The 24,083-nt window shown below is 57.8% G+C and carries 18 protein-coding genes; 4 read left to right on the top strand and 14 right to left on the bottom strand.

The window, feature by feature from the left end:
- Window positions 1–42: 42 nt before the first annotated feature.
- The gene (locus OTER_RS11665; protein ID WP_012375123.1) at window positions 43–495 is read right to left on the bottom strand and encodes a hypothetical protein; all 453 of its coding nucleotides are present in this window, start codon (window positions 493–495) and stop codon (window positions 43–45) included.
- A gap of 104 nt (window positions 496–599) precedes the next feature.
- On the opposite strand from OTER_RS11665, the gene OTER_RS11660 reads away from it, so the two are divergent.
- Window positions 600–998 (top strand): DUF2147 domain-containing protein, encoded by a 399-nt coding sequence (locus tag OTER_RS11660; RefSeq protein WP_148218096.1) that lies wholly within the window; start codon window positions 600–602, stop codon window positions 996–998.
- Window positions 999–1,219: 221 nt separating this feature from the next.
- On the opposite strand, the gene OTER_RS11655 is transcribed toward OTER_RS11660, so the two are convergent.
- Both OTER_RS11655 and OTER_RS11650 read right to left on the bottom strand, forming a co-directional pair.
- Window positions 1,220–2,584, bottom strand: a complete 1,365-nt coding sequence (locus tag OTER_RS11655; RefSeq protein WP_012375121.1) for an acetylxylan esterase — start codon at window positions 2,582–2,584, stop codon at window positions 1,220–1,222.
- Between the two features lie 382 nt (window positions 2,585–2,966).
- Window positions 2,967–4,166: a glycoside hydrolase family 27 protein gene (locus OTER_RS11650; RefSeq protein WP_012375120.1), complete on the bottom strand. Its 1,200-nt coding sequence runs from the start codon at window positions 4,164–4,166 to the stop codon at window positions 2,967–2,969.
- Between the two features lie 669 nt (window positions 4,167–4,835).
- Between OTER_RS11650 and lexA the strand changes: the two genes are divergently transcribed.
- Together lexA and OTER_RS11635 are read left to right on the top strand one after the other, a co-directional pair.
- Window positions 4,836–5,426, top strand: coding sequence for a transcriptional repressor LexA (gene lexA / locus OTER_RS11645; RefSeq protein ID WP_237702480.1), 591 nt, complete (start codon window positions 4,836–4,838; stop codon window positions 5,424–5,426).
- Window positions 5,427–5,878: 452 nt separating this feature from the next.
- Window positions 5,879–6,808, top strand: a complete 930-nt coding sequence (locus tag OTER_RS11635) for an SPL family radical SAM protein (RefSeq protein WP_012375118.1) — start codon at window positions 5,879–5,881, stop codon at window positions 6,806–6,808.
- A gap of 153 nt (window positions 6,809–6,961) precedes the next feature.
- On the opposite strand, the gene tcmP is transcribed toward OTER_RS11635, so the two are convergent.
- The 7 genes from tcmP to OTER_RS11605 all read right to left on the bottom strand — a co-directional run bounded on the left by tcmP (window position 6,962) and on the right by OTER_RS11605 (window position 17,469).
- Window positions 6,962–7,999, bottom strand: coding sequence for a three-Cys-motif partner protein TcmP (gene tcmP, locus OTER_RS11630; protein WP_012375117.1), 1,038 nt, complete (start codon window positions 7,997–7,999; stop codon window positions 6,962–6,964).
- A 9-nt stretch (window positions 8,000–8,008) separates the two neighbouring features.
- Window positions 8,009–9,337 carry a three-Cys-motif partner protein TcmP gene (locus OTER_RS11625; protein WP_148218094.1) on the bottom strand — a complete coding sequence of 443 codons (1,329 nt, stop codon included), beginning with the start codon at window positions 9,335–9,337 and terminating at the stop codon, window positions 8,009–8,011.
- Window positions 9,338–9,662: 325 nt separating this feature from the next.
- The gene (locus tag OTER_RS11620; protein WP_012375115.1) at window positions 9,663–13,466 is read right to left on the bottom strand and encodes an NACHT domain-containing protein; all 3,804 of its coding nucleotides are present in this window, start codon (window positions 13,464–13,466) and stop codon (window positions 9,663–9,665) included.
- Window positions 13,467–13,794: 328 nt separating this feature from the next.
- Window positions 13,795–14,847, bottom strand: coding sequence for an NUDIX hydrolase (locus tag OTER_RS11615; protein WP_012375114.1), 1,053 nt, complete (start codon window positions 14,845–14,847; stop codon window positions 13,795–13,797).
- Between the two features lie 124 nt (window positions 14,848–14,971).
- The gene (locus OTER_RS11610) at window positions 14,972–16,621 is read right to left on the bottom strand and encodes an AAA family ATPase (RefSeq protein ID WP_012375113.1); all 1,650 of its coding nucleotides are present in this window, start codon (window positions 16,619–16,621) and stop codon (window positions 14,972–14,974) included.
- Window positions 16,622–16,784: 163 nt separating this feature from the next.
- Window positions 16,785–16,991, bottom strand: coding sequence for an MbcA/ParS/Xre antitoxin family protein (locus OTER_RS25170; protein ID WP_158305422.1), 207 nt, complete (start codon window positions 16,989–16,991; stop codon window positions 16,785–16,787).
- Between the two features lie 82 nt (window positions 16,992–17,073).
- Entirely contained in the window at window positions 17,074–17,469 is a 396-nt protein-coding gene (locus OTER_RS11605) for a hypothetical protein (protein ID WP_012375112.1), read from the bottom strand.
- A 38-nt stretch (window positions 17,470–17,507) separates the two neighbouring features.
- Here OTER_RS11605 and OTER_RS11600 point away from each other — a divergent pair, with 38 nt between their 5' ends.
- The gene (locus OTER_RS11600) at window positions 17,508–17,807 is read left to right on the top strand and encodes a helix-turn-helix domain-containing protein (protein ID WP_085982190.1); all 300 of its coding nucleotides are present in this window, start codon (window positions 17,508–17,510) and stop codon (window positions 17,805–17,807) included.
- A 469-nt stretch (window positions 17,808–18,276) separates the two neighbouring features.
- Here OTER_RS11600 and OTER_RS11595 read toward each other — a convergent pair whose 3' ends face one another.
- The 4 genes from OTER_RS11595 to OTER_RS11580 form a co-directional block, all read right to left on the bottom strand.
- Window positions 18,277–20,244, bottom strand: coding sequence for a hypothetical protein (locus OTER_RS11595; RefSeq protein ID WP_148218093.1), 1,968 nt, complete (start codon window positions 20,242–20,244; stop codon window positions 18,277–18,279).
- Window positions 20,245–20,288: 44 nt separating this feature from the next.
- A complete protein-coding gene (locus OTER_RS25165; protein ID WP_012375109.1) occupies window positions 20,289–21,836 on the bottom strand; it encodes a tyrosine-type recombinase/integrase in 1,548 nt (515 codons plus the stop codon).
- Window positions 21,833–23,071 (bottom strand): tyrosine-type recombinase/integrase, encoded by a 1,239-nt coding sequence (locus OTER_RS11585; protein ID WP_012375108.1) that lies wholly within the window; start codon window positions 23,069–23,071, stop codon window positions 21,833–21,835. The genes OTER_RS25165 and OTER_RS11585 overlap by 4 nt, the downstream gene beginning before the upstream one ends.
- 446 nt (window positions 23,072–23,517) lie before the next feature.
- A complete protein-coding gene (locus OTER_RS11580) occupies window positions 23,518–23,997 on the bottom strand; it encodes a single-stranded DNA-binding protein (RefSeq protein ID WP_012375107.1) in 480 nt (159 codons plus the stop codon).
- Window positions 23,998–24,083 lie beyond the last annotated feature (86 nt).

Genomic DNA, 24,083 nt, shown 5'->3' with positions numbered 1-24,083 from the left:
CGTCGCCGCAAAGGCGAGCCCGCGCGACCGTGGCTCGGGCGATCATTGCGGCGGCGGCGTGTTGGTGTGCGTCACGGTCCGCGTGACGGTGTCACCTTCCCGCGCGACGGAAACATGCTTGCTCGCCGTGGCGCCGTTCGGGCCGGTGGCGGTTGCCTGGCGCTCGTAGCCGTTCGCCGTGCGCACGCGACTCGAATCGTAGGTTGCCGTCTTGCCGTTGAATCCCGTCGCGCGGGCACTCGTGACCCGACCCGCGTTGGTCTTTTGCGTGCTGAAGCTGCGGCTCGCCGTCCGGCCATCCGGTCGCGTCACCGCGCCCGACGCGTTGAGCCTGCCGGGCACGTGCTCGACCTGCCGCTGATAAACGGCACCGCGACTGCCATGCACCACCGTGGTGCGGCTGCGGGCCTGCGCCTCGGTGGGGACGATCGCCAGCAAAGCTCCGAGCATCGCAATGCCGGCCGCCGCTTGGGAAAGAGAAGAAAAGGTTTTCATGACACCGCACTCAACGCGCGAGGCTCCGACCGGTTTCGGGCTTTTTTTGGCGAAACCAGATTCCCCGCCGCGCGTTGAAGGGGCACGTCGTCATCTCCCCTCCTATGAAATCGCTTCGCTCTTCCCTCCTCATGCTCTTCGCGGTCGCCACCACGACCGTGTCGGCCTTCGCGGCAGATCCCAACGGCACATGGAAATTCAGCACGACGATGCCGAACGGCCGCACGACGGAATCCACGCTCGCGCTCGTCTGGCAGCAGAACCAGCTGACCGGCACGATCGACAACCGGGCCGGCAAGGCCTCGATCGAAAAGGCGAGCTTCGCCAACGACCAGATCGACTTCACCGTGCAGCGCGAGTTTGGCCGCCGGCTGCGAAAAAAGAAGTTCACCGTGCACTACACCGGCAACGTCGAAGGCGACACGATCACCGGCACGATCCAAACCAGCGGCCGTGACGAAAAGCCGATCTCGGTGCCGTGGAAAGCCGAGCGGGTGAAATAGCGCCCGCCGACGCCGAGAATCCGGAGTTCGAAATCCCAGGCTTGAAAAATTCGAAGGACCAGACTCCGAGCCATTTCGAGGCCGGCAGCCACTGGAGACGCGACGCCCGCGTCGCGTCTTTCGGTCGGCTTCCCTGGGCGCCGCGGCTCCATGTAGCCGGGGTCGGTGACCCCGGCCCGGGCTCGTCGAGCCCGGCTGCACCGATCCCCGATCGCTGGGCCTTACTTCACTCCGATCGCCTGCGTCACCCAATTGTCGATCGCCTTCCACTGTTCCTCGTTGTATTGGTGGCCCATCTCCAGCGTGAGCCCAAGCGTCTTCGGCGCGGTGATCACATTGTAGGCGGCGTAGGTGGACGTCGGCGGCGTGACGACGTCGTTGTAGCCCCAGTTGTAGTAGCCCGGGACCTTGATTCGCTTCGCGAAGTTCACCGCGTCGTAATACGCGAGCGCCGCCATCCGCGCCGGCGTCGCGTTCGCGGACGGCTTGCCGTCCGCGCCGGGCATGAACGGATGCGGCCAGCCGCCCGCACGGCCGTGCAGCGGCGCCGCCCAGTCGCAACCGGCCGGATGCGTCACCGCGAGTCCGCTCACACGCAGATCGAGCGCCGCCGTCACCAGCGAGAGTTGCCCGCCCTGGCTCGCGCCCATCACGACGAGGTTCTTGCCATCCCAATTTTCCCGCGCCGTCAGAAAATCATTCGCGCGGACGCAGCTCAGGTAGACGCGGCGGTAATAGTAGGTTTCGCGGTTGTCGGAGTTGAAGGTCCAGTAGCCGGTCAGCGCGCCCGCATAGAGCACGTCGTAGAAACTCTCGGGGAGGTTCACCGGAATCCCATGGATCCCGATCTCCAGTGTGATCACGCCGCGCGCGGCGAGGCCCTTGTCGCCCGGATACGGCCGCACGCCGGCGCCCGGCACCTTCAACACCGCGGGATACTTTCCCGGCGCCTTCGGCTCGCACAGCATGCCGTAGATGCGCGCCGGCACTTTCATCCAGCTCGGCCCGACCGTGCGGAAGCTGACGTGGTAGACGTTCACCTTGTCGGTGCATTGGTCGGGCAGCAGCGTGAGGATCGGTTCGACCGGCGCCTGCGCGAGTTCCTCGAGCTGCGTTTTCCAGAACGCCTCGAAATCCTCCGGCTCCGTTTGGTAGGGCTTGATCTTCTCCGGCGCGAACGCCGCGGTCGCAATGCCCGTGTAGATCTTGCCCGCAACCTCGCTCGTCACGATGCAGCGCAGGAATCCCGGCTCCTGCATCGTGCCCGCATCGATCACGAGCCCGTCGAGCGGCACCGCCGCCGTCTTCTTTTCGCCGGGAAACATGTCGGGCCCGATCGTGTAGCTGACCGACACCGCGTCGATTGGCTCGTTGTCCGCAGTCACGGCGACCTTGAACTTCACTGGCTCTCCGAGCTGGTAGGTCCAGTCGCGGTGATCGGGTGCGACACGCACCTGCACCGCGGCAACGCGTAGCTGCGCACCGGGCGGCACCGGCGTGATCGGAGTGGCCGCCAGCGCGGCAGGGCTGAATCCCGCCAGCAGCGCGAGGACGACGAACAGAAAAGCAGGAGTGGGGCGCATCATGGTGCGGAGAGATCAGCGTGAACCGCGTTGCGCGTCAACGCGGACGCTTTGTCACCGATCGAAGCCGCTTGCATGAGAGCACGGACGTCATGCCCGCAGGCTGCGACGAAGACCTAAAATTCTGGGGACGCGACGCCCTCGTCGCGTCTTCAGCTCGGTCGCGTTTTCCCTGCCGCGGCGAGGGCGCCGCGGCGCCATGGGCATTGGTGTAGGGGCGCCGTCTTGCTGCGCCCTTTCTCGATCGGAGCCGAAGGGCGCAGCAAGACGGCGCCCCGATCGATTCCGGGCTCACCGAGCCCGGCTACAACATTGCATCCATCACCAATAAAAAGCCGCGCCGAAATCCGGCGCGGCTTCGTGACTGACTCGGGGGTGTGAAATTCTACTTCGCCGGCGTGAGCCGGAACATCGCCACGTCGTGCGACTCGACGCGCACGGTGTAGGGCTTGCTGGTGTCGCCCACCGCTTTCTTCGCCCAGACGTCGCGCACGCTGTGCTTGCCCTGGATCGTCCAGAGCCGGCCCCAATCGATCGTGAGCTCCCGTGCGCTGGTGTCGGTGTTGAGCGCGCACACTGCCCACTCCTGGTTGCTCAGCTCCTTCACCCAGATCTCGATGGATTTCGCCGGCTCGGCCAGCGCGCGGAAGCCCTGCTTGCCCGCGGGATCCTGGTTGATCGCGATCACCTCCTTGTCGGTCATGATCGCGCGGATCTCCTCGCTCATGTGCCGCACGTCGTTGCCGGCCATGAGCGGCGCGGCGAGCAGGCACCAGAAGCTGAAATGCGCGCGCGACTCGGCCAGCGACAGCCCGTCGTTGCCGACCTCGAGCATGTCCGGGTCGTTCCAGTGTCCCGGTCCGGCGAACTTGTTCAACCCATCGTAAGCGCCCGAGCTGTCGACCAGCGAATACTGCAGGTCGAGCAATCGCTTCCAGCCGGACTCCCAACCCTTCCGGCCGTCGTAGGAGTCGTAGATATCGCCCGTCGTGCGCCACAGATGGCCGATGGGCTCAGCCCATTCCCACGGCCTGTTCTGGCCCCATTCGCAGAGGCTGAACACCACCGGACGCCCGGCCGCGCGCAGCGCCGCGCTCATCCGCGCGTAGGCATCCTTCGCGTTCGCATCGCCGTGATCGCACCAGTCGTATTTGAGGTAGTCGATGCCCCATGACGCCCACAACCGCGCATCCTGAAATTCATGGCCCCAACTGCCCGGATAACCGCCGCACGTCGTCTTGCCCGCACAACTGTAGATGCCGAGCTTGAATCCTTTCGCGTGCACGTAATCGGCCAGCGCCTTCATGCCGCTGGGAAACTTTTCGGGATCTGCGACCAGGCTGCCGTTAGCGTCGCGCTGCCGCAACGACCACGTGTCATCGATGACGATGTAAACGTAGCCGGCGTCGCGCATGCCGTTTTTCTCCATCGCATCCGCCGTCTCGCGCACGACCTTTTCGCTGATGTGATTGGCGAAGGTGTTCCAGCTGTTCCAGCCCATGGGCGGCGTCAGCGCGAGGCCCTCCCACTTTTGCGCGAACGCCGAGCTGGCGACGCAAAGCAGCACACAAAGCAGTTTTCTCATAAAGCAGTCCGTTCGGTTCTGGGTTGGGCGGATCTCCGCCGGGGTGGTACGTATGTTCTCATGCGACAGGCAGCGCGTCTAGTCGAGCCCTGCTCCAAAAATTGAGATTATTTGCCGGGGAGTTCGCCGCGCCCGTCGACCTCCCCTCCTGAGACGCGACGCCCTCGTCGCGTCCATCGCGCGGCGGTTCTCCCGGGCCGCGGCGCGAGCGCCGCGGCTCCATGTAGCCGGGGTCGCTGACCCCGGCGCCGGGCTCAGCGAGCCCGGCTACAATGAAGCTGCGGCATCACGGCCGATGCGGACAAACAAAAAGCCCTCCGCGAACGGAGGGCTGGTGATTGTTTCGCTGACGGTGCTCTCAGCTCTAGACTCTCAGCTCTGGACACTAAGCTCTAGACTCTGGGCTCTCCGCTCAGAACGGTTATCTTGCGTGCAAACTGTAAACAACTCTTTTAGATACTAAACTCCAACTAGATATGCGTCCAATAATCCGCGGAGCGTAAACTTCCAAAGTGTAAAGAAGTCCTCCGCGGAGCGAAGCCAGTGCAGTGCTGCGCTGTCGGCGATCGCTGCCCCAAAGGGGCGCGACGCGAACAGGCGAAACAACATGGCACATGAGTGTTCATCGATTTACCTTGCAAACAACACGATCCTGCACAAATGTGCAGCATGACCGAAACGCAGCGCAAGGTCCTCGACTTTATTCGCGCTCGCGTTCGGCGGAGCCAACGGGGTGTGACGTTTCGCGAAGTCCAGGCCGCGTTCGGTTGGCGAAGTAGTAACGCGGCACAGGATCACGTTCGAGCATTGCGCGAGGCAGGGTTGCTGCGTTCAGACTTGCGAGGAGCCAGGAGCATCCTACCCGTAACGATCCACGACGGCATCCCAATCTTTGGCACCATTCCCGCCGGCATACCGATCGATGCTGCCTCCGAAAATGGAGAATTCCTCGACGTCGAGCCAAGCCTCTTCGATTCGAAGCCCGGCATACCAGTCTTTGCTCTACGAGTGCGCGGTCACTCAATGGTCAACGCGGGAATCAAGGATGGCGACGTCGTGGTCTTGGCTGCGCGCGATCCGCGCAAAGGCGACGTCGTCGCCGCGCTAGTCGACAAGGAGTCGACCCTTAAGCGCTACTGCGTCGAGAGAGGCCGCGCTTACCTGAAGGCTGAAGGTCCTGGCTTCGATGACATTCTCCCCGCTGAAGAGCTAATCATCCAGGGCGTCATGATTGGACTCATCCGCAAGGGTTCTTGCTAGCGTTCTTTGATTTCACGCTCGTCCCATTCGGCCGGCTGCCCGGATTACTCGGGCTAGAAACATCTCGCGCTCTGGAGTCCCATCCCAAGCCGTTTCCAGCGCCTTCATGAGTTGCTGGCTGTCAGTTGGGTTGGTTTTGATTATGAATCTATTCATCTGAATAGACAAATAACCGCATACTTCGACCAAGCTGGGTGGCGGCGAGGTATAACCACCTTTCAAGAGTCGGCTTAATGTCGGTTGGCTGATATGCAGGCCGTTTCTCCTCAAGAGACTGATCATGGCAAGCTGCGTCGCCGCACCCCTATCGGCCATTTGCTGCCGTATAGCGTCAGCCAGCTCCCTCTTTTTAATCTGCATCGATATTCACTTTTACATTGAATAGCTCAATCACAAGTTCAAATACGTCCGTGACGCCGGCCGCCGCGGCCGCTACGTCTACCGCCGCGTCAATGACTCCGATCAATCCCTCTGGCCTTTGGAAAAAACGCCTCGGCGACTGGGTGATCAACCCATACGTCGGGTGCGAACATGGATGTTACCACTGCTATTGTCCGGCGATGCCCGGCGTAAAATTCAACAACCAAGGCCACAAGCAGCGGGACTGGGGCAGATACCTGCTCCCGAAGGTAGGCATCGTTGAGGCCCTGAGGGAACAACTGAAACGTTTCACACCGGATAAGGCTCGCACCACTGAGTGGGGCGACGGTTGGATCCTGATGTCGTTTCTCACGGACTGCTACACTCCAACCGAGGCCAAACTCAAGCTCACCCAGCAATGTCTGAAACTGCTGCTTGAGGCAGGCCATAAAGTGCGGCTGCAGACTCGATCCGCACTGATCGAACGGGATTTCGATTTACTCGTCGCGCATAAGGATCGCGTGCTAGTAGGCACATCCCTTCCTTACTTGGACGACCGGCTGGCACGAGCGCTCGAACCACGTGCCACTGCCCCCAGTCGTCGCTTGAAGATGCTGCAGCGGGCCCATGCCCGCGGGCTTGAAGTCTATGTCTGCGTTGCCCCTTTCATGCCTTTCCATGATCGGAAGGTCATGGACGAGGTGTTGCGAGAGATTCGGCCATTCTCGCCTCGCGAGATTTTTTGCGAGGTGCTGAATCCTAAGGGCGACAATATCGCGATGATGCGCGAAGCGCTGCAGACAAAGTTTCCAGAGGAAGCCTCGCGGATGCAGAACTATAGCGCGAAATATTGGGCGCAGTTCACATGGAAGGTTCTTTCTTTCGGGCTTAAGCGAAACACCCGTTTCATTCCTTGGCCAGATACTCAACGGTTCTGGAAAACCCACCTCACAGTCGAACAGACTGCATTTCTTGATCGGTATCTTCCGCCTCCTACGGCCGGTGAATTGGCCATCGCGTGAAAATCACGACTACGGACATCGCGATGCTTCATTCGAGACAGTGCCGCGCGATGGAGCCAGCGTAGCGGACCGTAACGTAGCCTTGCTCCCTTGATCTACCTAATGTCTGGGTGGCTGGGGCCGGCCTTCGTGGCCAACGGATCAGCCGTCAACTCAGTGAAGGAAAATCAGCGGGCGGGGGTTTCTGATCGCGTCGTCGCTAGACCTGGGCTGCTGCTCCCTTGAATGACCGAGCACGCCCTTCGCTCGAAGGCGCTTATAAACAGTCGGTGCCACTTTGGTCGGAAGAACGCCTTGTGTCACGCAGTGCAGCGCGACCGCGCCGTCGCTTAACAGCACGTGCTCTCGTATGAGATGCTCCAATTCTTCTTCCAGCTTCTCCAGTTTGGTGAGTTTGGTCTCGATGAAAAAATCCCGCTGACGCAGCGGGGCCTCGATCTCGTAGTTCGCTTCCTCGCCCGAGTCGGTCGTGAGAAACTTGTACATACCGAGCCAGTGCCCAGAACCGAATACCAAACCGTAGATGTTGCCGCCTTTCTTGATCGAGTACTGACCGACGAAATAATTCAACGGCGCCCAAGCGCGATAGCAGTCTGCGACGCGGCGATGCACCTCCCAGTACGGTGTATCCGTCGGTATTTGGAGGTCATTTGCGAACTGGTCCGAGAACCGTCGTTGGCTCGATGAAGCGAAGAAGAACAACATGTCGGTCTGTGGCCGCGTGGTCAGATATTGAAATATCTCCTTGGTGACGAACTTGACCCCGCATTGATCAAGCAGAACGAACGACGGACTGCAGCCAATCTCCTCGCGATGCCCTTCAAACGATTTAAAGAAATCTTCGGACTCAATTCGCGGTACAAACGGATAACGCCGAGCTGCACAAAGGTCGCTCAGCGCTCGAGCCTTCTTCTCCTTGAAATCGTTGAACAGAATCTCGATCCCTCGATTACTCGAGCCGATCAGGTCGTAGTGTCGGGCAAGTTCCTCCATCAGGATCATCGGACTACCTGACACTCCATTGATATCCTGTCCGGGCCCAGCGAAAAAATCAAAGAACCGCAGGGGTCCAGGGAAGGCTTGGGTATGCAAAAATACCTGAATCCACGCGCGCAGGAACGCCGCATAAATTCTCAATTTCTGCCGCGTACCTTCGTCGTAGGGCTTGTCGTGGTGATCGTATCTCGCCATGCTCCCTCCCTAGCTTCGCCCTAGGCGACGCGGGCGACGTCTTGGTATCAGCGCATCGCCAAACGCCGAAAGCACCAGCTGCTTTTTTGGAACGATCACATCGGTCGAAGTAAGCGTGCGCGAGCGCTTCGGACACCCCGTCCGGCTCTGAATCTCCACCTCGTTGTCAGTGAAAAGCTGCCAGAGCGCACTATCCAGCATCGCGCCATCGGCGATCGTCTCGTTGCACGTCTTGTCTGCGAGGGCTGAGTAAGTAATTCCATCCTGAAAGTTATCTCGCACAAGGCGGCCGTAGTCCTCGGCCAAGAGGGCTTGGCATTCTACTCGGCTGGTATCGTCGAATGACATCCCGTTGATGTATAGCGTCGGGTCCAAGTCGGGCTTATAGCTAAGAATACCATAGCCGCGCGGTCCATAGTGCTTCGAGCGGTTAGCCTTGCTCCAATGAATAGACGTCATGGCCGCGCGCGCGCGCTGATTCTGCGCGAGGTGCAGCAACCAGTAGCCCCGGTGATTGTCCTCCGGTTCAATGTAGAATGGGGAGAAACATCTAATTCCAGTCGCGTGGTGGAAGCCGAGGCCAATGTGCGATTCGACTGCGTGGCGCCAGTTGCCACCAAGTTCTGTTCGCTGGCGCAAGAGTTGAGCGATGTCCACATAGCCGCCAAGCCCGAGGCGGTCCACCAAAGACTGATAGCTCGCCTCCGTCGCGTTCGACAGAAAATCGCCAAACCAGCCGATCGAAAAATTGATGATGAACTCGGCGCGGCCGTTTAGCTTCTGGTCAAGATCACGGACAACGGCGGCTGGCACCTCGGAGTAGCCGCACTGATCCAGGAAAAAAATGGTCCTGTTCCCCCCGCGGCGGTGACGCTCGTTGATCCCGACGACGATTTCGTCGACGCAGGCGGCGAAAGTCGCATGGCGTAGATGAATCGTATTTCCGATTCGGTCGCGGAACTCAGTGCCGCGCAGGTGATGCTCAAGGCATTCGATCGCTCCGCGATTCTCATCGATAAAGTAGCAGACGGGGACGATAGAGACCGGTTTTTCCCGTTCGATATTTATAAGCGCAGCCGCCTCCTCCACCGCGCGTAAAATTACTAATGGAGAACCGAGTCGGCCGTCGTGATAAACTCCTCCGCCCGCGAACCCGTCAATAAGCGTTACATATTGGGTTGCTTTCCCCTGAGCGTTAGCGAGCACGATCTGCAGATAGAGCACAAGGTAATCACGCAGGAGCTCGAGCTTGCATCGGCTGTGCTCTTCCATGATCGGGAAAACCCCGCGTTGCCAGTCTCTCCAATCAAACTGGGGGCCGCCGGACGATTTTGGCATAGTGATGAGGCCCAAAGGCTGGTGACCTCGTTTTTCGTAATGCTATCATTCCGTCAAAACCTCAATTGGAATCCACACCCCTACTCACTACCTTGGTTCCGCCAAAAAAGTTAGTAATCGGGCGCCACGTTCGACCTGAGAGAGCCAAGCGATACCATTGGACATGGCCTAGCCACCAGAGGCCTTCAAGCATTGTCAGATCACAGTAGGCGTGCGCGACATCCGCAATAGGTCCCGAGAACTTGCACGCAGCGCATCAATAGCGATCTTCCCCTCCGGCGACACGCGCTGAAATGCCGATGCCGAAGCAATGTCGGCCTGTCACTCAGGCGGTGGAATCAACCGAATTCTTCGCTAGAGCGCCGGATACCACGACGTCCGCACTAGTTGACGAACCTGAGCGAACTACAATTGAACCATTAGAAACGATCTCAAAGAGCTCGAGCACCGGCTTCCAATCGGGTGACTGAGCCAGCTCTGTAATCGACTGAACCAATCCAGCGCCCGTCTCTGCCCCGTGAGTCCGAGCGGAGAGGCGATAGCTGTGATACGCCGCCCGCAAAATAGGTTCGGCCCCGGGCTGCGTTATCTTATATGCGATATGGTCCTCGAACTGCCGCCAGAATGATCCAGCTAGGGGCAGATGGTACACCGAACAGGCTCCCGCCGCATAGAAGAGCACCGTCGCCTTCTCCAGATCGGTTGCCAAGAGCCATTCGTCGCCGAGCACATGTTGGGCAATTTCGCTGAACATTAGCGCGGCTAGGGCTTGTTCGAAAGACTGCCGCCGCCAGCGCGCGGCGATGTCTTCGGAAAGCTCTTCGGGCGTTTTGTCGGGCACCGCAGAGTGCCGCGCCAGGTTATCCACCACGGCATAAACGACCCCACAAAGGATCCCGCTAAATACCTTCGACGTCATCCTTACTGAACGTCGCGTGTTTGGATCTACGATCAATGTGACGCTAGCACGCAGCTCGCCATCAGTCCAGACACGCTTCGAAAGTGAGTAGGCAGCCCTGGTCATTTCACCCCGGAATGCCTTCCCTACATCCCGCGTTATGACACTTGGGAGGTTGTTACTCGGTTGGGATCCGAGGTGCAGAAGTACGTTGCGCGGGGAAATCCGGCTGAGACGCTCGGATATGCGTTGAGGTAAACGCTCGTGGATAGAGCGCGCGAACTCCTCGCCGCGTTCGAGAATATCCCGGAGGCTCTTTCTAGCTCCGACCAGCGGCCTAAACCATCGCTCAAGTCCAATACCGATCAGCGGATTCGGGCGTTCGTCCGCAAAGTACGGAGAAGGCCTGAGGCCCTCAGGAAACACGACCTTTCCAGTAACGGAAAAGCCGTCTACACGTTCGCAACGGCGAATAGGCATTTGCAGCTCCCAAAAGTCTCCCTGGCATGTCATTTTGAGCACGCTCGCCTCTTCGATCTGAACTCTTGCCGCTGCCCTTTCACGGTCCAGTAGTAGCGCCAGTTCAAACGCGCACAGACCGGCAGCCGCTTCCGCATACTGAGGGTCACGAACCTTCAGCAAGATGGCATCTCTCACATGCCGCGGTTGCGCCACAAGCAGTCGCCCCCATCCCGAACGCCGCGTTTGACCAACGACAAAGTCGAAAATCCTACCAGCGGAAAGGACCGGAAACAGCTGCTCAGGTTCAGTGACGAATAGAGGGTTCCGGGTCACGTCCGCCAAATCGGACCTACCGATAACCTGAAGGCCGGAAATAGCCGCCAAAGCTCCTTTCACGTCCTGCCTAGTTTCTACGCGGTGCACGAAAGTCTTGCTCAATTCTTCCCCCACTCCTGCTTGAGCCGCCAAGAACGTAAGGATGTCGGCCACGCCAGAACTGGCCGCGGCTTCGTGCAAGTCGCAAGCGAGCACGACCGTCTGACGATCACTCACCTTCGAAAACTTGATCCTGTCACGCATCGCGCGAACTACGAATTGAAGAACGATGAGGTCCCGTGGCTCGATCATCTTCAAAACCTCATCGGGAAACCCCTCCACGTTTTTCACTTTCTGCATTTCGTAGAGCAAAAGGAGCAGCGACTCCCGCCATGCCGGTTGCTTGAACATTCGTATCACGAAATCGTGACGTGTTATTTCTCCTTCTGGCGTTTTCAGCCGATCATTGATAGAGATATGATATGCGGCGAGATACTCCTGGAGAGAAAGGTGCGCGAAAACGTAGTCTCCGCTTCCGGTCTCGTCGTAAAGGAGACCTGCGCGATCACGTATATAACGGATGAATTTTTTTACACGTTCTCGCACCGTTGCCTCAGAGTCGTATTCTCGATCAGGCCGATACTTGAGGCTGAATAGCATCGCCTCTAGATCATGCTCTTGAATGACCGCAACTGAGCGAAGTAGGTTCTCTCGCATACGCCGCTTCACCGAGGTGCTAATGCGGACGTTTGTTGTAGGCGGGAAACTCGCGTCATCCCGCCGGCGGTTTTGCATGCCTTCGAAGGCGATACGGGCCAGAAAGGTCCTTGCTTCGTGAACTGTTATTCCAAGTACTTGAAGCGGGCTTGGAATCTCCTGGCTGTCATCAAGGTCGCTCGCTTCACGCTTATGGTGCATCTCCCAATCGTGCAGAAGGAGATCAACGCACTGACTGTAGAGCTGCCCTCTGTCCTCCGGCAGATGACTGCTACCCATATGAAGCAGAGCCATCATCGTGATGAGAATCGGCGTCTCTGCGAGCTGAGCGACCCCGGTATTGCTGACGAGAGCCCTCTTGAGCGAATGAACGTAGGACTCCCGCTCCACAGGGTCGTCGATGAAATAGGCGTACCAACGATCAACGAACTGTTGGCGTTCCGCTTCATTGAACGGCATTACGTGCCAGTGCTGCACTTCGGGCGAACTCGGCATTCTCAGCTCGGCCAAGCCAGCAGGCCGCGACGTAAACACAAAGCGATTTCCTGGGTAGCGTCGGATAAAAGCAAAAGCCGCCTCGACGATTCGCTGCCGAGTCGCGAGTTCGGAGGCCTCATCCAAACCATCGAAGATCACGAAGCCGCGACTAGTCAGGAGGATGGTTTCAAACAGGTCGGGCGCCTCCTGCGAAGTCATCGAGCGGCGCGTCGCATCCCAAGCCAGAAAGCCTATAAACGGCTCGCGATTGCTGCTAATTGTCCCTGCTTCACTGCGCTTCCAATAGTTGACGAAACGCCGAATTGGAACGTACAGGGGGACCAATCGCGTGACGTCGTCTTCTGTTAGCTCCTTGTCCACCTGCATCGCCCGCGCCTCGTTTTGGACCCGGATTTGCCGTGCAGACTCCAATGCAGCTTGGTCAAACTGTACCGAGCCGCAGATCAGCAAGCTGAGATACTTACCAAAAGTTGTTTTCCCACTGCCAGGCACGCCTTGCACGATCTGCGGCCCCTTAAGAACCAGAAGAGCCTCCAACTTTGCAGTAGCGTAGTTGTCATGCCCGAGCCGCAATGGCACATACAGGTCCCGCAGCGAAGGGGGCTTGTTGGCCTTCTGTCGCGAGAGCTGCGCCCGCGCTGAGCCTGCGAGATTCATTGCACTGAAACTGGCGGCGATTTCCTCCTTATAGCCGGCAATAGCTGAAACCACATCGAACGATAGGCCGGCAGGATAATACTGTCGGACCTTATCAGGGTAAAAATAGTTCAGCATCAACCGGTCCCGTGTGAGAAGGTACTCTACCTTAGTCACAGGCCATATCGTGATCCGGAATCCGATCGATCCACCCGTGGCCGCGGTCAGTGCATCCAAAACTTTAGCCTCGTCGCCGTCCCGGAGGCTACATGGGGCCACGATCGCATAGGCTGAGAAACGACTGGGAAACTTGGCATGGGCCGTACGAATCGAGTCGACAAGATCCGAGCGCACCTGACCTTTATCGTCGAAGAGCGAGACAACGAACTTGTATTGGAGGGCAGTGTCGCCCCTTAGGTTTTCGTAGTTTCCACGCAGCCAGCCGTCTACACCGCCGTCCTTAACCCCAGGACCCGGCTCATACTTGAAACTGCATTGTGCCGCTTCGGAATGGAGCAAGTGATGCATCAACTGCTCGAAACGAAATCCGCCGGCGAGCCCTCGCTCGATTCGATCGAATAGCGCCGGAAGCTCGATGCTCATATCACGATTCCAATAAAAGGCTGGGCAAAATTCCAGCCCGTTATTGCAGTAGCAGCGCCGCTGATCATGGTCTTTTCCACGAGGCTCGTAATCGGTTTCGCTGCGTCTCGACCGACATCTCAGTCCTATGTGCGGGTGCCAGCAAACAAACACGAACTGCCACAGCGGATCATTGCGCCACGCTCATCAATTGTCGCGCTGGTCGAATCGAGGGCAGGATGAAATTGGGGAAAGATCAATCTGTCTACGCGCACATCCAGCGTTGTGGGACACAACGACGAAACCCTCAGAACGGCACACACTGCTCCGGTCTCGGCGAAGAACCAACCTAGATACGCCAGACTGCTCGGTCCGCTGCGACAAGCTCGCCTAAGGAATCAAACGAAAGCACACGGGTTTGTTCCGCGATGCCGCGTTGCAGCACCGTGCGAGCTCGCTTTCTGGCCTCTTGGTTCGGATTCACAACTACAAGTGACTTAAGTCTATCTTTCCTCACACTCGTCCGAAAAAGAGCAGTAGAATGCAGATCCGTCGGCGGCAAGGAATAGCCGACGAGAACGATGTGCTCCGCGTCATAGATCGAGTCGCTTGCCTGCTTCCAAAGGTGCGCAAACACGCCTTTGTCGAATCGCTTGTGCCACTCAGGCGGAATGATGCTGAACTTAAGGTCTCCGCCCTGTCGGGTGTACGGCCGTTCCTTCAGCTCCAAGGCCGATGATGTATCGTCCACATCATCGATTTGAAAATGCAGCGAACCGTGCAGCTTCAGCAACTTTACGGTAAGGTCTGGCGATGTCGGCTTTTCCGGTTGCCAGAAACTTTCGCCAGCGAGACCACGTCCACCAGGCTGGAGTTTGAAGCCGTAACCTTTGTGCGCGTTCCACTTCCCCGAACCGAAGTGCTTTAAGCTGTAGTCTAGAATGCAGTCATAGTTGAAAGAAATGATCACGTCACCACGTCTCAAACAGTTTTGAATAAACCTACGGTGCCAATTGCACGTACGCGGCCGTCGGGTAGTTCTATTGTTCTTTTGGATGCACAGAGACTCCTCGAAAACTGCCGCGATAGCCTGCTTAAGGCGGCTGCTGATTTCAGCGAGTTCAGCCTCGTTGAAGTCGCGTGAACCGCCAGTGAGCTTTACCATGCGCCGTGTGTGTTCGACCGTCGTAAATACTGTCTCCATCGTCACGTCGAAATTTGTCCCGAAAAGACGAACCACGTCTCCCATAACGTCGGAGACAAGTTTTTGATGCTTTCGTCCCCGAATACGCTGAAGTTGCGTGAAGAAGTCGCGGTCGAGAGGCGGAATACACGGATGGGTTGATGGATCGACAAAGCTGCATCCTCTGGTCGCGCCAGCACCAAAAACGAAAAGGGCCATGGTCAGAGTTCTCCGCGGACGGCTTTGGCGAGAGAAGCTCGAGTAAGGACGGCAAGGTCACTAGCCTCCTCATGACGGAGGCAATCAGGATCTCGCCTGCTCCGGCTTCCGCTTGATGCCAACATTACTTCCTTGCGACCGGCTCGTCGAGCGCAGCTTTCAAAACTCCCGCAATTTGAGCGGCCACGTCGCCGGCATTATGTAGCCATACAGAAAAGAACGCTCCTCGAACGACTATCTCGGAAACCAAACCCAGTTTCTCGCCCACTTGGTTGAAAAGCAGATGAGGGTCGCGATTAGTGTGCGAAACCTCACCTAAAACCCGCACAACGTCCGCTTGGGATTTGAGTGAACGCTGCAACGAGGCAGTCAGCAAGGCTGCGTCTGCTGTGACTCTTTCACGAACCCGATCGAATATATATGCCTCCGGGGAGGCACCCGGTAGGCGAAAGATCCCTTTCGAGGCGTCGTCGTTTTGCTTGGAATCTCCATCCAAAACACAAATCGAACCGAAATTAACTGCGGGATTGTTCCTGTGGCCGAGATGAACCTGCACGGCGTTGCCGTCGCCGAACACCGGATAGATGCCAATTTCATCGGCGTGATCTCCGAGTAGCTCCCTCGCGATCGCAAGCAACCACTCTCTAGCGAAATCATCTTCAACGAACACTGCGAGCCGTCGATCAACCCGCCCCGAAATCGCTCTAAGCGACTCGATGGAGAGTTTTCCCTGCTGAAGCTTCCCATCAACGCAAGACCAGATCGCCTCAGATGGCAACGGTCGAAGAGCATAATCGCTGTGCGTAGTGAAGACCACTTGGCCGCCGGTACGCCTAGCAAAATCCACGAAGTATTCAACCATGCGTGTAGCCGCTAGCGGATGAAGGCCATTCTCGACCTCCTCAACCAGCACTAGCGAATTCTCAGGCAGCGCCTCCATAGTCGCCACAGTTCGAAGTATTGAGGACTCGCCCGCACCGAAATTGAACTCGGAGTAGTAGTGGGTTCCATTGTACCCAACAAAGATCGTCTGCTGTGAGCTAATAACTTTTTTGCGCACAGGTGCGTCCGGTAACGGTTGACGAACCGAAACGATAGTTCCATCCGGCTGCACTTCTACTTTCAACAGCTTCGATTTCGGAGCACTCGACCGAGTGACCGTGAACGTCACTCGCACCAACTCGAACTTATCGAGAGGCCGGCCAATCACGCGCTCGGCATGCCGCCGGATGTTTTCGATTTCCTTACCCTCAACTTTCTTTTCTTCCACGGTTGTGTGCTCGTCAGTCCCATCTTCGGAAAGCTTCCGCTTGTGGGTGAACCCCGGATTCTCGGCAGCCGGGACAGTTCTATCGATTCCAACGTATTTCACAGACCGGTCCAACACCCCTTCGCGAGACCAGTTTGGTTTTTGGTACGTCAGCACGCTCAGCGTGAGGCCCTTATGATTAACCCCCTTGTCGATCACCTCGTAGCTGATTCGCCAGCCCTCCATCCCTTCGTCGCCGACGCGGCTCTTCCGAAAGAAGGACTTCGGCTTGGCCGAGGCATATGCGCATGCGCTCGCAGCGAGGATCGTCGATTTTCCGCTCCCGTTAGGGCCGATCAATGCGGTGACGGGGAAATCAAACCTCACTTTGCCGCCCTGGAACTGCCGGATTTTCTCAAGCGTCACCGCAACAAGATACTTTCCGTAACTCTGCTTCCTTACTTTTTCGAGCAACTCACGAATCTCAGAATCACGAATCTCACTTCTAAAAACGTTGCCAGCCATGGACACAGAGTAGGGACCGTGAATAGCCCTGGCAATGAGTTTACCATTTGGCCAATCGAAGCACTTCTCCCTCGCGAGAGTGCGAATGAATCTCGACATCGCATACGATGAGCATTCGAGGGTTCAGTCCGCGAGATCCCACGGCACGTCAGCTTTCGCGACCTTACGTATACACGCCGTGCTCAATTGCTCCAAGCAGCGCTAAAACCCTCTGCCTTCCTTTCACGGTTTGAGCAGTTTCAACCGCAGACTTCCCGTTAAGCGATGCCAGTCCTTCGGCGATGAGCCAATCTGCAGCCGCTTCGGCAGACGCAAACACTGAAATCGCCCGCAAGGCGATGTCTACATCAAGCGTTCTGAGCAGTTGCACGCGCGCACTGCGAACTGCGAGTTCCTTCTCAGCGGCGACTACAAGTGCCCCACGTGGGTCCTTTGTTGTGTGTTTTGGCATCTCAGGTCACTTCGCTGGTCGTCTGCATCCGACGAGACCAAACAACCTGCTCCCCTTCCGGGAACGCCCAAAGCGGCAGTGCCTGGATTGCGACGTCGGTCTTTTGGTTAACCTCGGCCAGTCCAAGTTTCATCTGCCATTGCCAAAAGCGCTCCAGCAGCTCGTGAAGCGAGACGCCACGCTCCTCCTCGGGCGGGCGATCGCTGGTCATCAGCTCGTGCTGCATAAAGCCGAAGCCAAACACGCAAAGATGCCATCCGCTCGGCTTTTCCTCGGGTTGATCGCTCCATGACCATAGCTCGATGAAATGCTGCGGCACGTCAGCCGTAGTCGCACGCGGATTGTCTCGGATCCATGCTAGGCTTTCATTGAGCAACTTGCGCGGGTTCTTTCGCATGATCAGTCGTTCAGACCACTACACCGTAGCTTCCTGCGGTGTCCAGTGTGATCGAGGATCGCTATTCTCTGCGGGTGTCCGCACTCGAGATCCTGAGAAAAAACCTGAAGCGCCTCCGGGAAAAGCAAAGGCTCACCCAGCAGGACCTCGCCGAACGCGCCGGGATCGATTACAAGTACGCGCAGCGGATCGAAGCCGGCCACTGGCCCGGCCTGCAGCTCAAAACCATCGAAAAGCTGGCGGAGGCGTTGGGAGTTCCAGCGTGGCGGCTACTCAAGCCGGCACGCACGGCGTCGGCATCGGCAAGCCGGGCGAACGATCAGCGAGGCGCTGCCTAACGGGGCCTAGCTCCGTTTTTCGACCACCGAACTTCTATCAGGCTTCGCCAGAGGGGTGAGTATGTCGTCCGCATTAATGTGCCGACGTCGACAGTTGTATTCGACGGTAACCCATTTTTCGATCCAGCAGTCGAGTTCCTTCCTAAGTTGAGCCGTCTCTGCCTTCGAAGCTTCGATTCGTTCTTCCAAGGTTCGCCGAACGACCTTGGCGGAATCCGCTCCATAATCGGTTTTGCGAAGAGCCTCCTTCTGCTTCCCGACGGCCTCTCTCAACGCCTCTTTTTCATCTGGTCGCCTCGACTCAAGGGCCTGTCGACTTACTCCGAGTCGCCGAGCGAGGTTTGCCCACGTCAAATCTTCACCACGCGTCCACGACCCAAAATCGGCGACTTCCCGCAGCGCCGCTTCGAAAAGTCGCCGCCCTCGCAGGCCGCTCCCCCGTTTCTTTGCTACACTTGCTGTCACTGGATTAGTCTCCTATCTGCCTTGTCTCCTCGAACACACGTGTCTGCGATCCCGAGCTGATCGCGTCATCGTCATCCACCGCCAGCGCTTCATCGATACCCGCGAGAGTTTCTTTCGACCAGGTCACCCAGCGATCAGCCCCGTAGTAGCCACCTTTCCCGTCAGAATCACAGAGCGCTGCCTGCGCTCGCTGGAGATTCCGCTCCTCGAGGGCCTTCATCTCAAGGAGCGCCTGCCGTTGTTCCATGTCGCCTTTGATCCGGATATATTCCGGGCATTTGCGCAGACATTGATTGCAGTTTGGACAGGGCGATTGCGCGAAATTGTGGACGCACATACCAAACGACATCGCGTGGGCCGCCGTGATCGAGGCCTTCAGAAAGGCTTCGCGGTCCGCCGGTGGCAGTGAACGGTATATCCGAGGGATAGTCCCTTCAGCATCGCCGGCGCGAATCACGCTCTGCGCCGCCTCGGTGCGAATGGCTAGAGTCCCATGTTTGTAGGCGGCATTTTGAGATATTTCGAGCCGGCCCATCCATTTCGCCAACTCTATCCCATTCAGACCACCGCGGTCAGCCAACGTATTTAGCCAATGTCGGAACTGCTTCGTTGTAACCCGCAGGCCATGTCGTGACAGGATACCGATACGATCCCCTTCCTGCGAAGGCGCCGGCGAAATCTCCCCTGAAAGGACCGAATGGGTCATCAACTCGGGGATGAAGCTGAGAGCCGGCCGGTTCCCGTGAAACTGATTCCGAAATACCACAACGAGCGTTTCCGACAGTCTTTGCGTCCTGCCGCTGGGCATTGTCATCACCGGATCGATCACCGAGTTCGAGTTGAACCATTGTTCTATATCTCCAACTCGGTACCACGCAGCCCGACCAGCACGGCCGACAGTAGCGCGGTTTTCACGGAATATCTTCCAGTTGACATGTGTTTGTTTCGCAAACCCGAGCCGTTCGCAGGCCTCGTGTCCACTGATCCAGTCCGTCGGCTCAAGATCGGCGAACGGCTTTAGTCGGCCGGGACTAGCCTCCATCCACGCCGCCGTCTCCCGCGCAAGTTGGCACAGCCGCGTCAAGTCATCCACGCAGCGGCGCGCCATTTCGACGGCGTCCTTGGGCAACCACTTTATTCGGTAGTCTTGCGCTTTCTCCGCTGCGTAGAGAATACCGTGGTTCCCGAGTATCACACCCGTCTTCGGATCAAGTGAGTCGCCCTGCTGAAGCTGGTGTTGCCAACAATCTACCGGGATCGTCAGGACCTCGCCCGCGCGGAAGCCTCCAACGACGAAAAGTCCGACGATCGAGATGATTAGTCTTTCGTAATCGCTGCCAGGATTCGCAAAAATCTCAGCGAGCTTATCCAAGGCTTCCTGAGAGATCATTTTCTTCATCCCCTCAGCCTGCCCCTCCTCGGTCAGCTCATCTCCGTCCAAGGGCCGTTTCAGCCGTGTCTCGTACCCAATCGGACGCGCCGTCAAACGGCGTTCGTCGATGACCTTGGAGATCCGCACCAACTGCTGAGAGATCCTATATGCCGTGCTAGGTGCCTGCTCTTTCGCAATTGATTCTTCTGCAAATTCGAAATGCCGAATTGTGAGCTGGTCGATGCTGTTTGTCTCTCCAGTCCTACGAAGTTCCCTTTCCAAAAACTGGTGAGCTGTTAGGTCCCGGCGCAGGACACTGATCGACACGTTATTCGCTTCGGCGTGGAGACGCACGTCGGCCTTCGCGAAATCAGCGTACGGCGAGGCAATCGCTGTCCTTTCTGAAGCCCGAACCCGCATCTGCCCCCGTCCTGAGGTGTCGCGAGTCGTAAACGCTAGACTGCTACCGTAGCTTTTGTGGGAGCGCTGTTTTTCAACTATTGGGTCGGAAGCATCCAGCTTCCATTCGACATCGTTCCAATTGATGCTCTTCAGTGCAGGTGAACATTTAGCCTTCGCGATAAACGCAGCCAGTTTCACCAACGGGTCGTCGGGGAGCAGACTGTCCGTTAACGGCCCTGAACTCACGTGCCCCTTTCTCCCTTCGAAGCCAGCTTGAGCTGAACCACAGAATCAATGGCCGCGATGACCCGTTCGATCACCTCCATCGAGAATGGTGTGGCGATACCCTTTCCCATCAGTTCCCGCACCTCTTTTACGCTCGCCAAAAGTCCCTCGTGATCGGCAATCCTCCAAGGCTGGAAGTAGTCGCACAGATAACACGTCAGCGGCGGAGCTAGGGGGCACAGGCTGCTACTTCCACACGTGCCGATGTTGCCCATTAGCTTCGCCCCCAAGACCGCCGGTATCGCCTTGCTCAGGTCGTTCGCAGGTACCGCATCGGCAGGACCGTCAACCAGCCGCCCAAGAAAGCGGTCTATCGTCGGCTTAATCAGCGGACCGATCGCCGTGGTTAGCCGTTCAGCGAACTTCCCAGCGGCCTCGATGTATACCATCACATGCTGTAGGTCACTATGATCGAGGGCCTCGGCGATTACTTTCGGAGGCGCACCTTGCACAGCAAGCCGGGTCCCGAGAGTGTATCGTAAGCGTCGCGGGTATACTCGAAAACGCCGATCCCCTGGACCGGGTGTTCGTAGATCGTTCGCCTCGCAGAAAGACCTGACCGCACTAGTAAGGTCGCTGGTCATCCAGTGATACTCAAACCGTTCCATTTCCGGGTCGTCATATTTCAGGTGACGTGGCGTCTCTCGACAGAGAATCGGTCGTTTCGGATCTGCTATTCCCCCGAATTTTGCTCGGTTCTGCGACACCACAGCTTCTAGAACGCGCCCCGTCTGCGCGCTAATTTTCCTGCACTTTGTCGCTCGTTCGTCTAGCCGTTTCTTTATTCGGGGAACCGATAACAGGTAGACACGCTCACCACCCTTTGGATCGTCGTATGTCACTAAATCACGTTCCTCCAGCAAAACCAGGTTCCTTGGATTGGATCCCAAATCAATGCACAACATTACCGCAGCGAGCTGTAGCGTTGGGGGCTGCTCACGCCGCACCGCGTATATGAGTGCTGCGAACTGGAGATCTGTCAGGGGACCACAATCCTCATCACGTCGAGCAACGGCTTCTCCTTTCACCCCGCCTGGTATTCGCCAACGCTCGACCTCGAAAGAATCTTCGTCGTCGATCCCTTCAAATCCAAGATCAGCCATCCAAAGGTACCACCACCTGACATGGTGTAGCCTTTCCTCCTGATGTGCTTGCCGGGCCGCTGCGCGAAGTTTTCGCCACCAATCGAGGTCTAGCGCAGCCAGATCGGATGTTATTGGCGCGACGGCCCGCAGCGCCCACACGATCGCCTTGAAGGCAGTGATCGTTGTGTTGGGCGCATGCGAGCAGATCGAGTGTTGAATCCCGAGCATGCATGCATGCCTAATTTCTCCGCTAGCTGGCAAAAGAGACCACGTAACGACAAGCGGCCGTGTTGGTTCGTTGAGTCGCCACGCCTGTCCGGTCGTATTTACTTTCATCCCAAAACGATCGAATACATATGGTGCAACCTCCGGTAGATGTGGCGAGACCCAGTCGCTGGGAATTGGGAGAGCCTCATTCATAGTGGGATGCCGTCACTTGCCCTGCGGATGGCCATCTCCCCAATTTTGTCGTTTAGGGCATGCAGCTTACTCATTGCGACCATCGCAAACTCCTCATTTGCTCTTCGCAGGTAGACGACGGCCTGCTTACTTTGATCAACCCAGCCACTGAGATAATTCGTGACGTCGTTGACTTTCTTCTCCGGCCAACCGAGTGCCTCCACCTGGCGTGCGAGATTTTCTTCAAAGGTGTGCCGCATGATGTGCGGCGTTAGCTCGACACCTGCGAACGCGTTCGATGCTTCTCTGATTCGGGTGAATATTCTGTTCACAGCCGTCACATCAAGTGGAACGGCGCCTCGAGAACTCGTAAAGAAGTAGGGGTGCCGGCATAGACCTCTATGTTTGAGTAAATACTCAAACATCAGATCCTTGGTGGCTCCGCGCAGAGGGATACGGCGGTTAAGCGTTTTGACCTGAGGCTCGTCCCGTCGCGGATCGAACGGGTCGTCGGGATTTCGCACGATGGCAATGCTGGCCGACATCACGTCGCGCAAATTAACATCCTCAACTCGCAGCTTGCACAGCTCACCGCGGCGAATTCCTGTCTCGAGCAACAGTCGAACGATAGTCTGATTTCGAGCGCGCACCTGACGGCTAAAGGGATTGTCCAGATTCTCGGATCCCGAATCGACAATCCGCAGCAGTTCTCCTTGTTGGGTCAGCGTCAGTCCCAACTTGTCCTTCGACCTCGTTCTCGTTAGGTGGAGGGCATCCATCGCCCTTTTCAGGCGGTCAATTTCCTGGGTCGGAGCTCGAGGTTGCATCGCAAAGTCCGCGGCCCAAACCAGAAAGTCGCGAATTCTATCTAGCTGCGTGTTTAAACTGCCGTTTTTCATAACGGCACTGGCGCGGGAGAACGCCTGAGTTCGCTTTGGAAACACGATGACGTTGTGCCTTCTCCCAGCACGCAAATAGCGCTGCAGACCGATCAACTCAGAGCGGTCTAGGAGCGGCCCGTCACGCAGTCGCACCTCCGGGTCGAATGGCTCAGCGAGCGTGGCGCACCATTCGTAGAAATAGGAAATCGCCCTTATGATCGGTCCAATCGTGTTTGTTTGGCTTCTCTCGCGATGCTCGTCGATGACGTACCGTGTTGGCAGCGAAACTGGCAGGCCCTCTCGTGTCAGCAGGATCGGAAACCGTTCTCCAGTTGAGAACACCGCTTTATGCACGCGGTAGGCCAGAGGAGGCATCGTTTACAGGGGTGCCGCGCCGTAACCGCCTACGCAATCGCAATTAGAATTTCTAAGTTTACGTTATTTCTTCGCAACGAGCTCTAATGCGAGACTGGCCAGCCGACAGCGAGCGAACGCCATCGGAAGACGCCATTGCTCCCCCCTTCGACCCCTCGGCAAACAATCAATGAAAAGCGGATCGGCGGTGCGCAAACCCTTCTCTGCCCCTCCAGACGATGTCTGTGGATCACGCGAGAACCGCGAGCGCTCCGGCTTCGGTAGCCGAGGGAAACTCGATCATCTGACATGCAGTCAGCCCCTCCCTCCCAGGACAGGGCGGGGAGGGGCTACGCCCCTCCCCTGCGGCCCCACCCAAATCTATTAGCTCCAATTGCCCGGAGGGGAGCTACGCTCCCTGCACTGTCTCACAGGCCCGGATCTTTACACCCGCGAAACACGCCATTCTAGAACGGCACGTCTTCGTCGAGGTTCTCGGCGGCCGGCGGCTTGCCGCTCGTACCACGCGGGGGCGGCGCATGGCGCTCCGGCGAAGGCGCGCTCTGGTCGAACTCCCCGCCGCCGCCACCACCGCCCGGCGCGCCATCGCGCTGACCACTGCCGAGGAACTGGAAGCCCTCGAGCACAACCTTCAGCTTGCTGCGCTTCTGGCCGGAGGTCTTGTCCTCCCACTGGTCGAACTTCAGCCGGCCCTCGACGAACAGCGGGCGGCCCTTGGTGCAATACTTCGAGATCGTCTCGCCCTGTTTACCCCACGCTTCGATGTCCACGAACGTCGTGTCGTCGCGCAGCGCACCGGACTCGTCCTTGAACTGGCGGTTGACCGCCATGCCGAACTGACAAATGGCCGTGCCCTTGGGCGTGACTCGCAGCTCCGGGTCGCGCGTGAGGTTGCCGATGAGATAGACTTTGTTGAAGTTGGCCATGAGAGAAGCCTGCTGCGTTGGGGTGAGGAGAAAGGAGAGAGTCGGCCGCTCGGCTGCGTCGGATGAAAGGTGGCGGACGCCGCGAG

This window comes from Opitutus terrae PB90-1, assembly GCF_000019965.1.
In the GTDB taxonomy this organism is placed as follows: domain Bacteria; phylum Verrucomicrobiota; class Verrucomicrobiia; order Opitutales; family Opitutaceae; genus Opitutus; species Opitutus terrae.
Note: the sequence above shows the minus strand (reverse complement) of the source record. Positions and strands in the feature narration are given on the sequence as shown.

Coding starts and splice junctions, on each gene's coding strand:
- OTER_RS11665 (WP_012375123.1), bottom strand. CDS start 495: ATGAAAACCTTTTCTTCTCTTTCCCAAGCGGCGGCCGGCATTGCGATG.
- OTER_RS11660 (WP_148218096.1), top strand. CDS start 600: ATGAAATCGCTTCGCTCTTCCCTCCTCATGCTCTTCGCGGTCGCCACC.
- OTER_RS11655 (WP_012375121.1), bottom strand. CDS start 2,584: ATGATGCGCCCCACTCCTGCTTTTCTGTTCGTCGTCCTCGCGCTGCTG.
- OTER_RS11650 (WP_012375120.1), bottom strand. CDS start 4,166: ATGAGAAAACTGCTTTGTGTGCTGCTTTGCGTCGCCAGCTCGGCGTTC.
- lexA (WP_237702480.1), top strand. CDS start 4,836: ATGACCGAAACGCAGCGCAAGGTCCTCGACTTTATTCGCGCTCGCGTT.
- OTER_RS11635 (WP_012375118.1), top strand. CDS start 5,879: ATGACTCCGATCAATCCCTCTGGCCTTTGGAAAAAACGCCTCGGCGAC.
- tcmP (WP_012375117.1), bottom strand. CDS start 7,999: ATGGCGAGATACGATCACCACGACAAGCCCTACGACGAAGGTACGCGG.
- OTER_RS11625 (WP_148218094.1), bottom strand. CDS start 9,337: ATGCCAAAATCGTCCGGCGGCCCCCAGTTTGATTGGAGAGACTGGCAA.
- OTER_RS11620 (WP_012375115.1), bottom strand. CDS start 13,466: ATGAGCATCGAGCTTCCGGCGCTATTCGATCGAATCGAGCGAGGGCTC.
- OTER_RS11615 (WP_012375114.1), bottom strand. CDS start 14,847: ATGGCCCTTTTCGTTTTTGGTGCTGGCGCGACCAGAGGATGCAGCTTT.
- OTER_RS11610 (WP_012375113.1), bottom strand. CDS start 16,621: ATGGCTGGCAACGTTTTTAGAAGTGAGATTCGTGATTCTGAGATTCGT.
- OTER_RS11605 (WP_012375112.1), bottom strand. CDS start 17,469: ATGCGAAAGAACCCGCGCAAGTTGCTCAATGAAAGCCTAGCATGGATC.
- OTER_RS25165 (WP_012375109.1), bottom strand. CDS start 21,836: ATGAATGAGGCTCTCCCAATTCCCAGCGACTGGGTCTCGCCACATCTA.
- OTER_RS11585 (WP_012375108.1), bottom strand. CDS start 23,071: ATGCCTCCTCTGGCCTACCGCGTGCATAAAGCGGTGTTCTCAACTGGA.
- OTER_RS11580 (WP_012375107.1), bottom strand. CDS start 23,997: ATGGCCAACTTCAACAAAGTCTATCTCATCGGCAACCTCACGCGCGAC.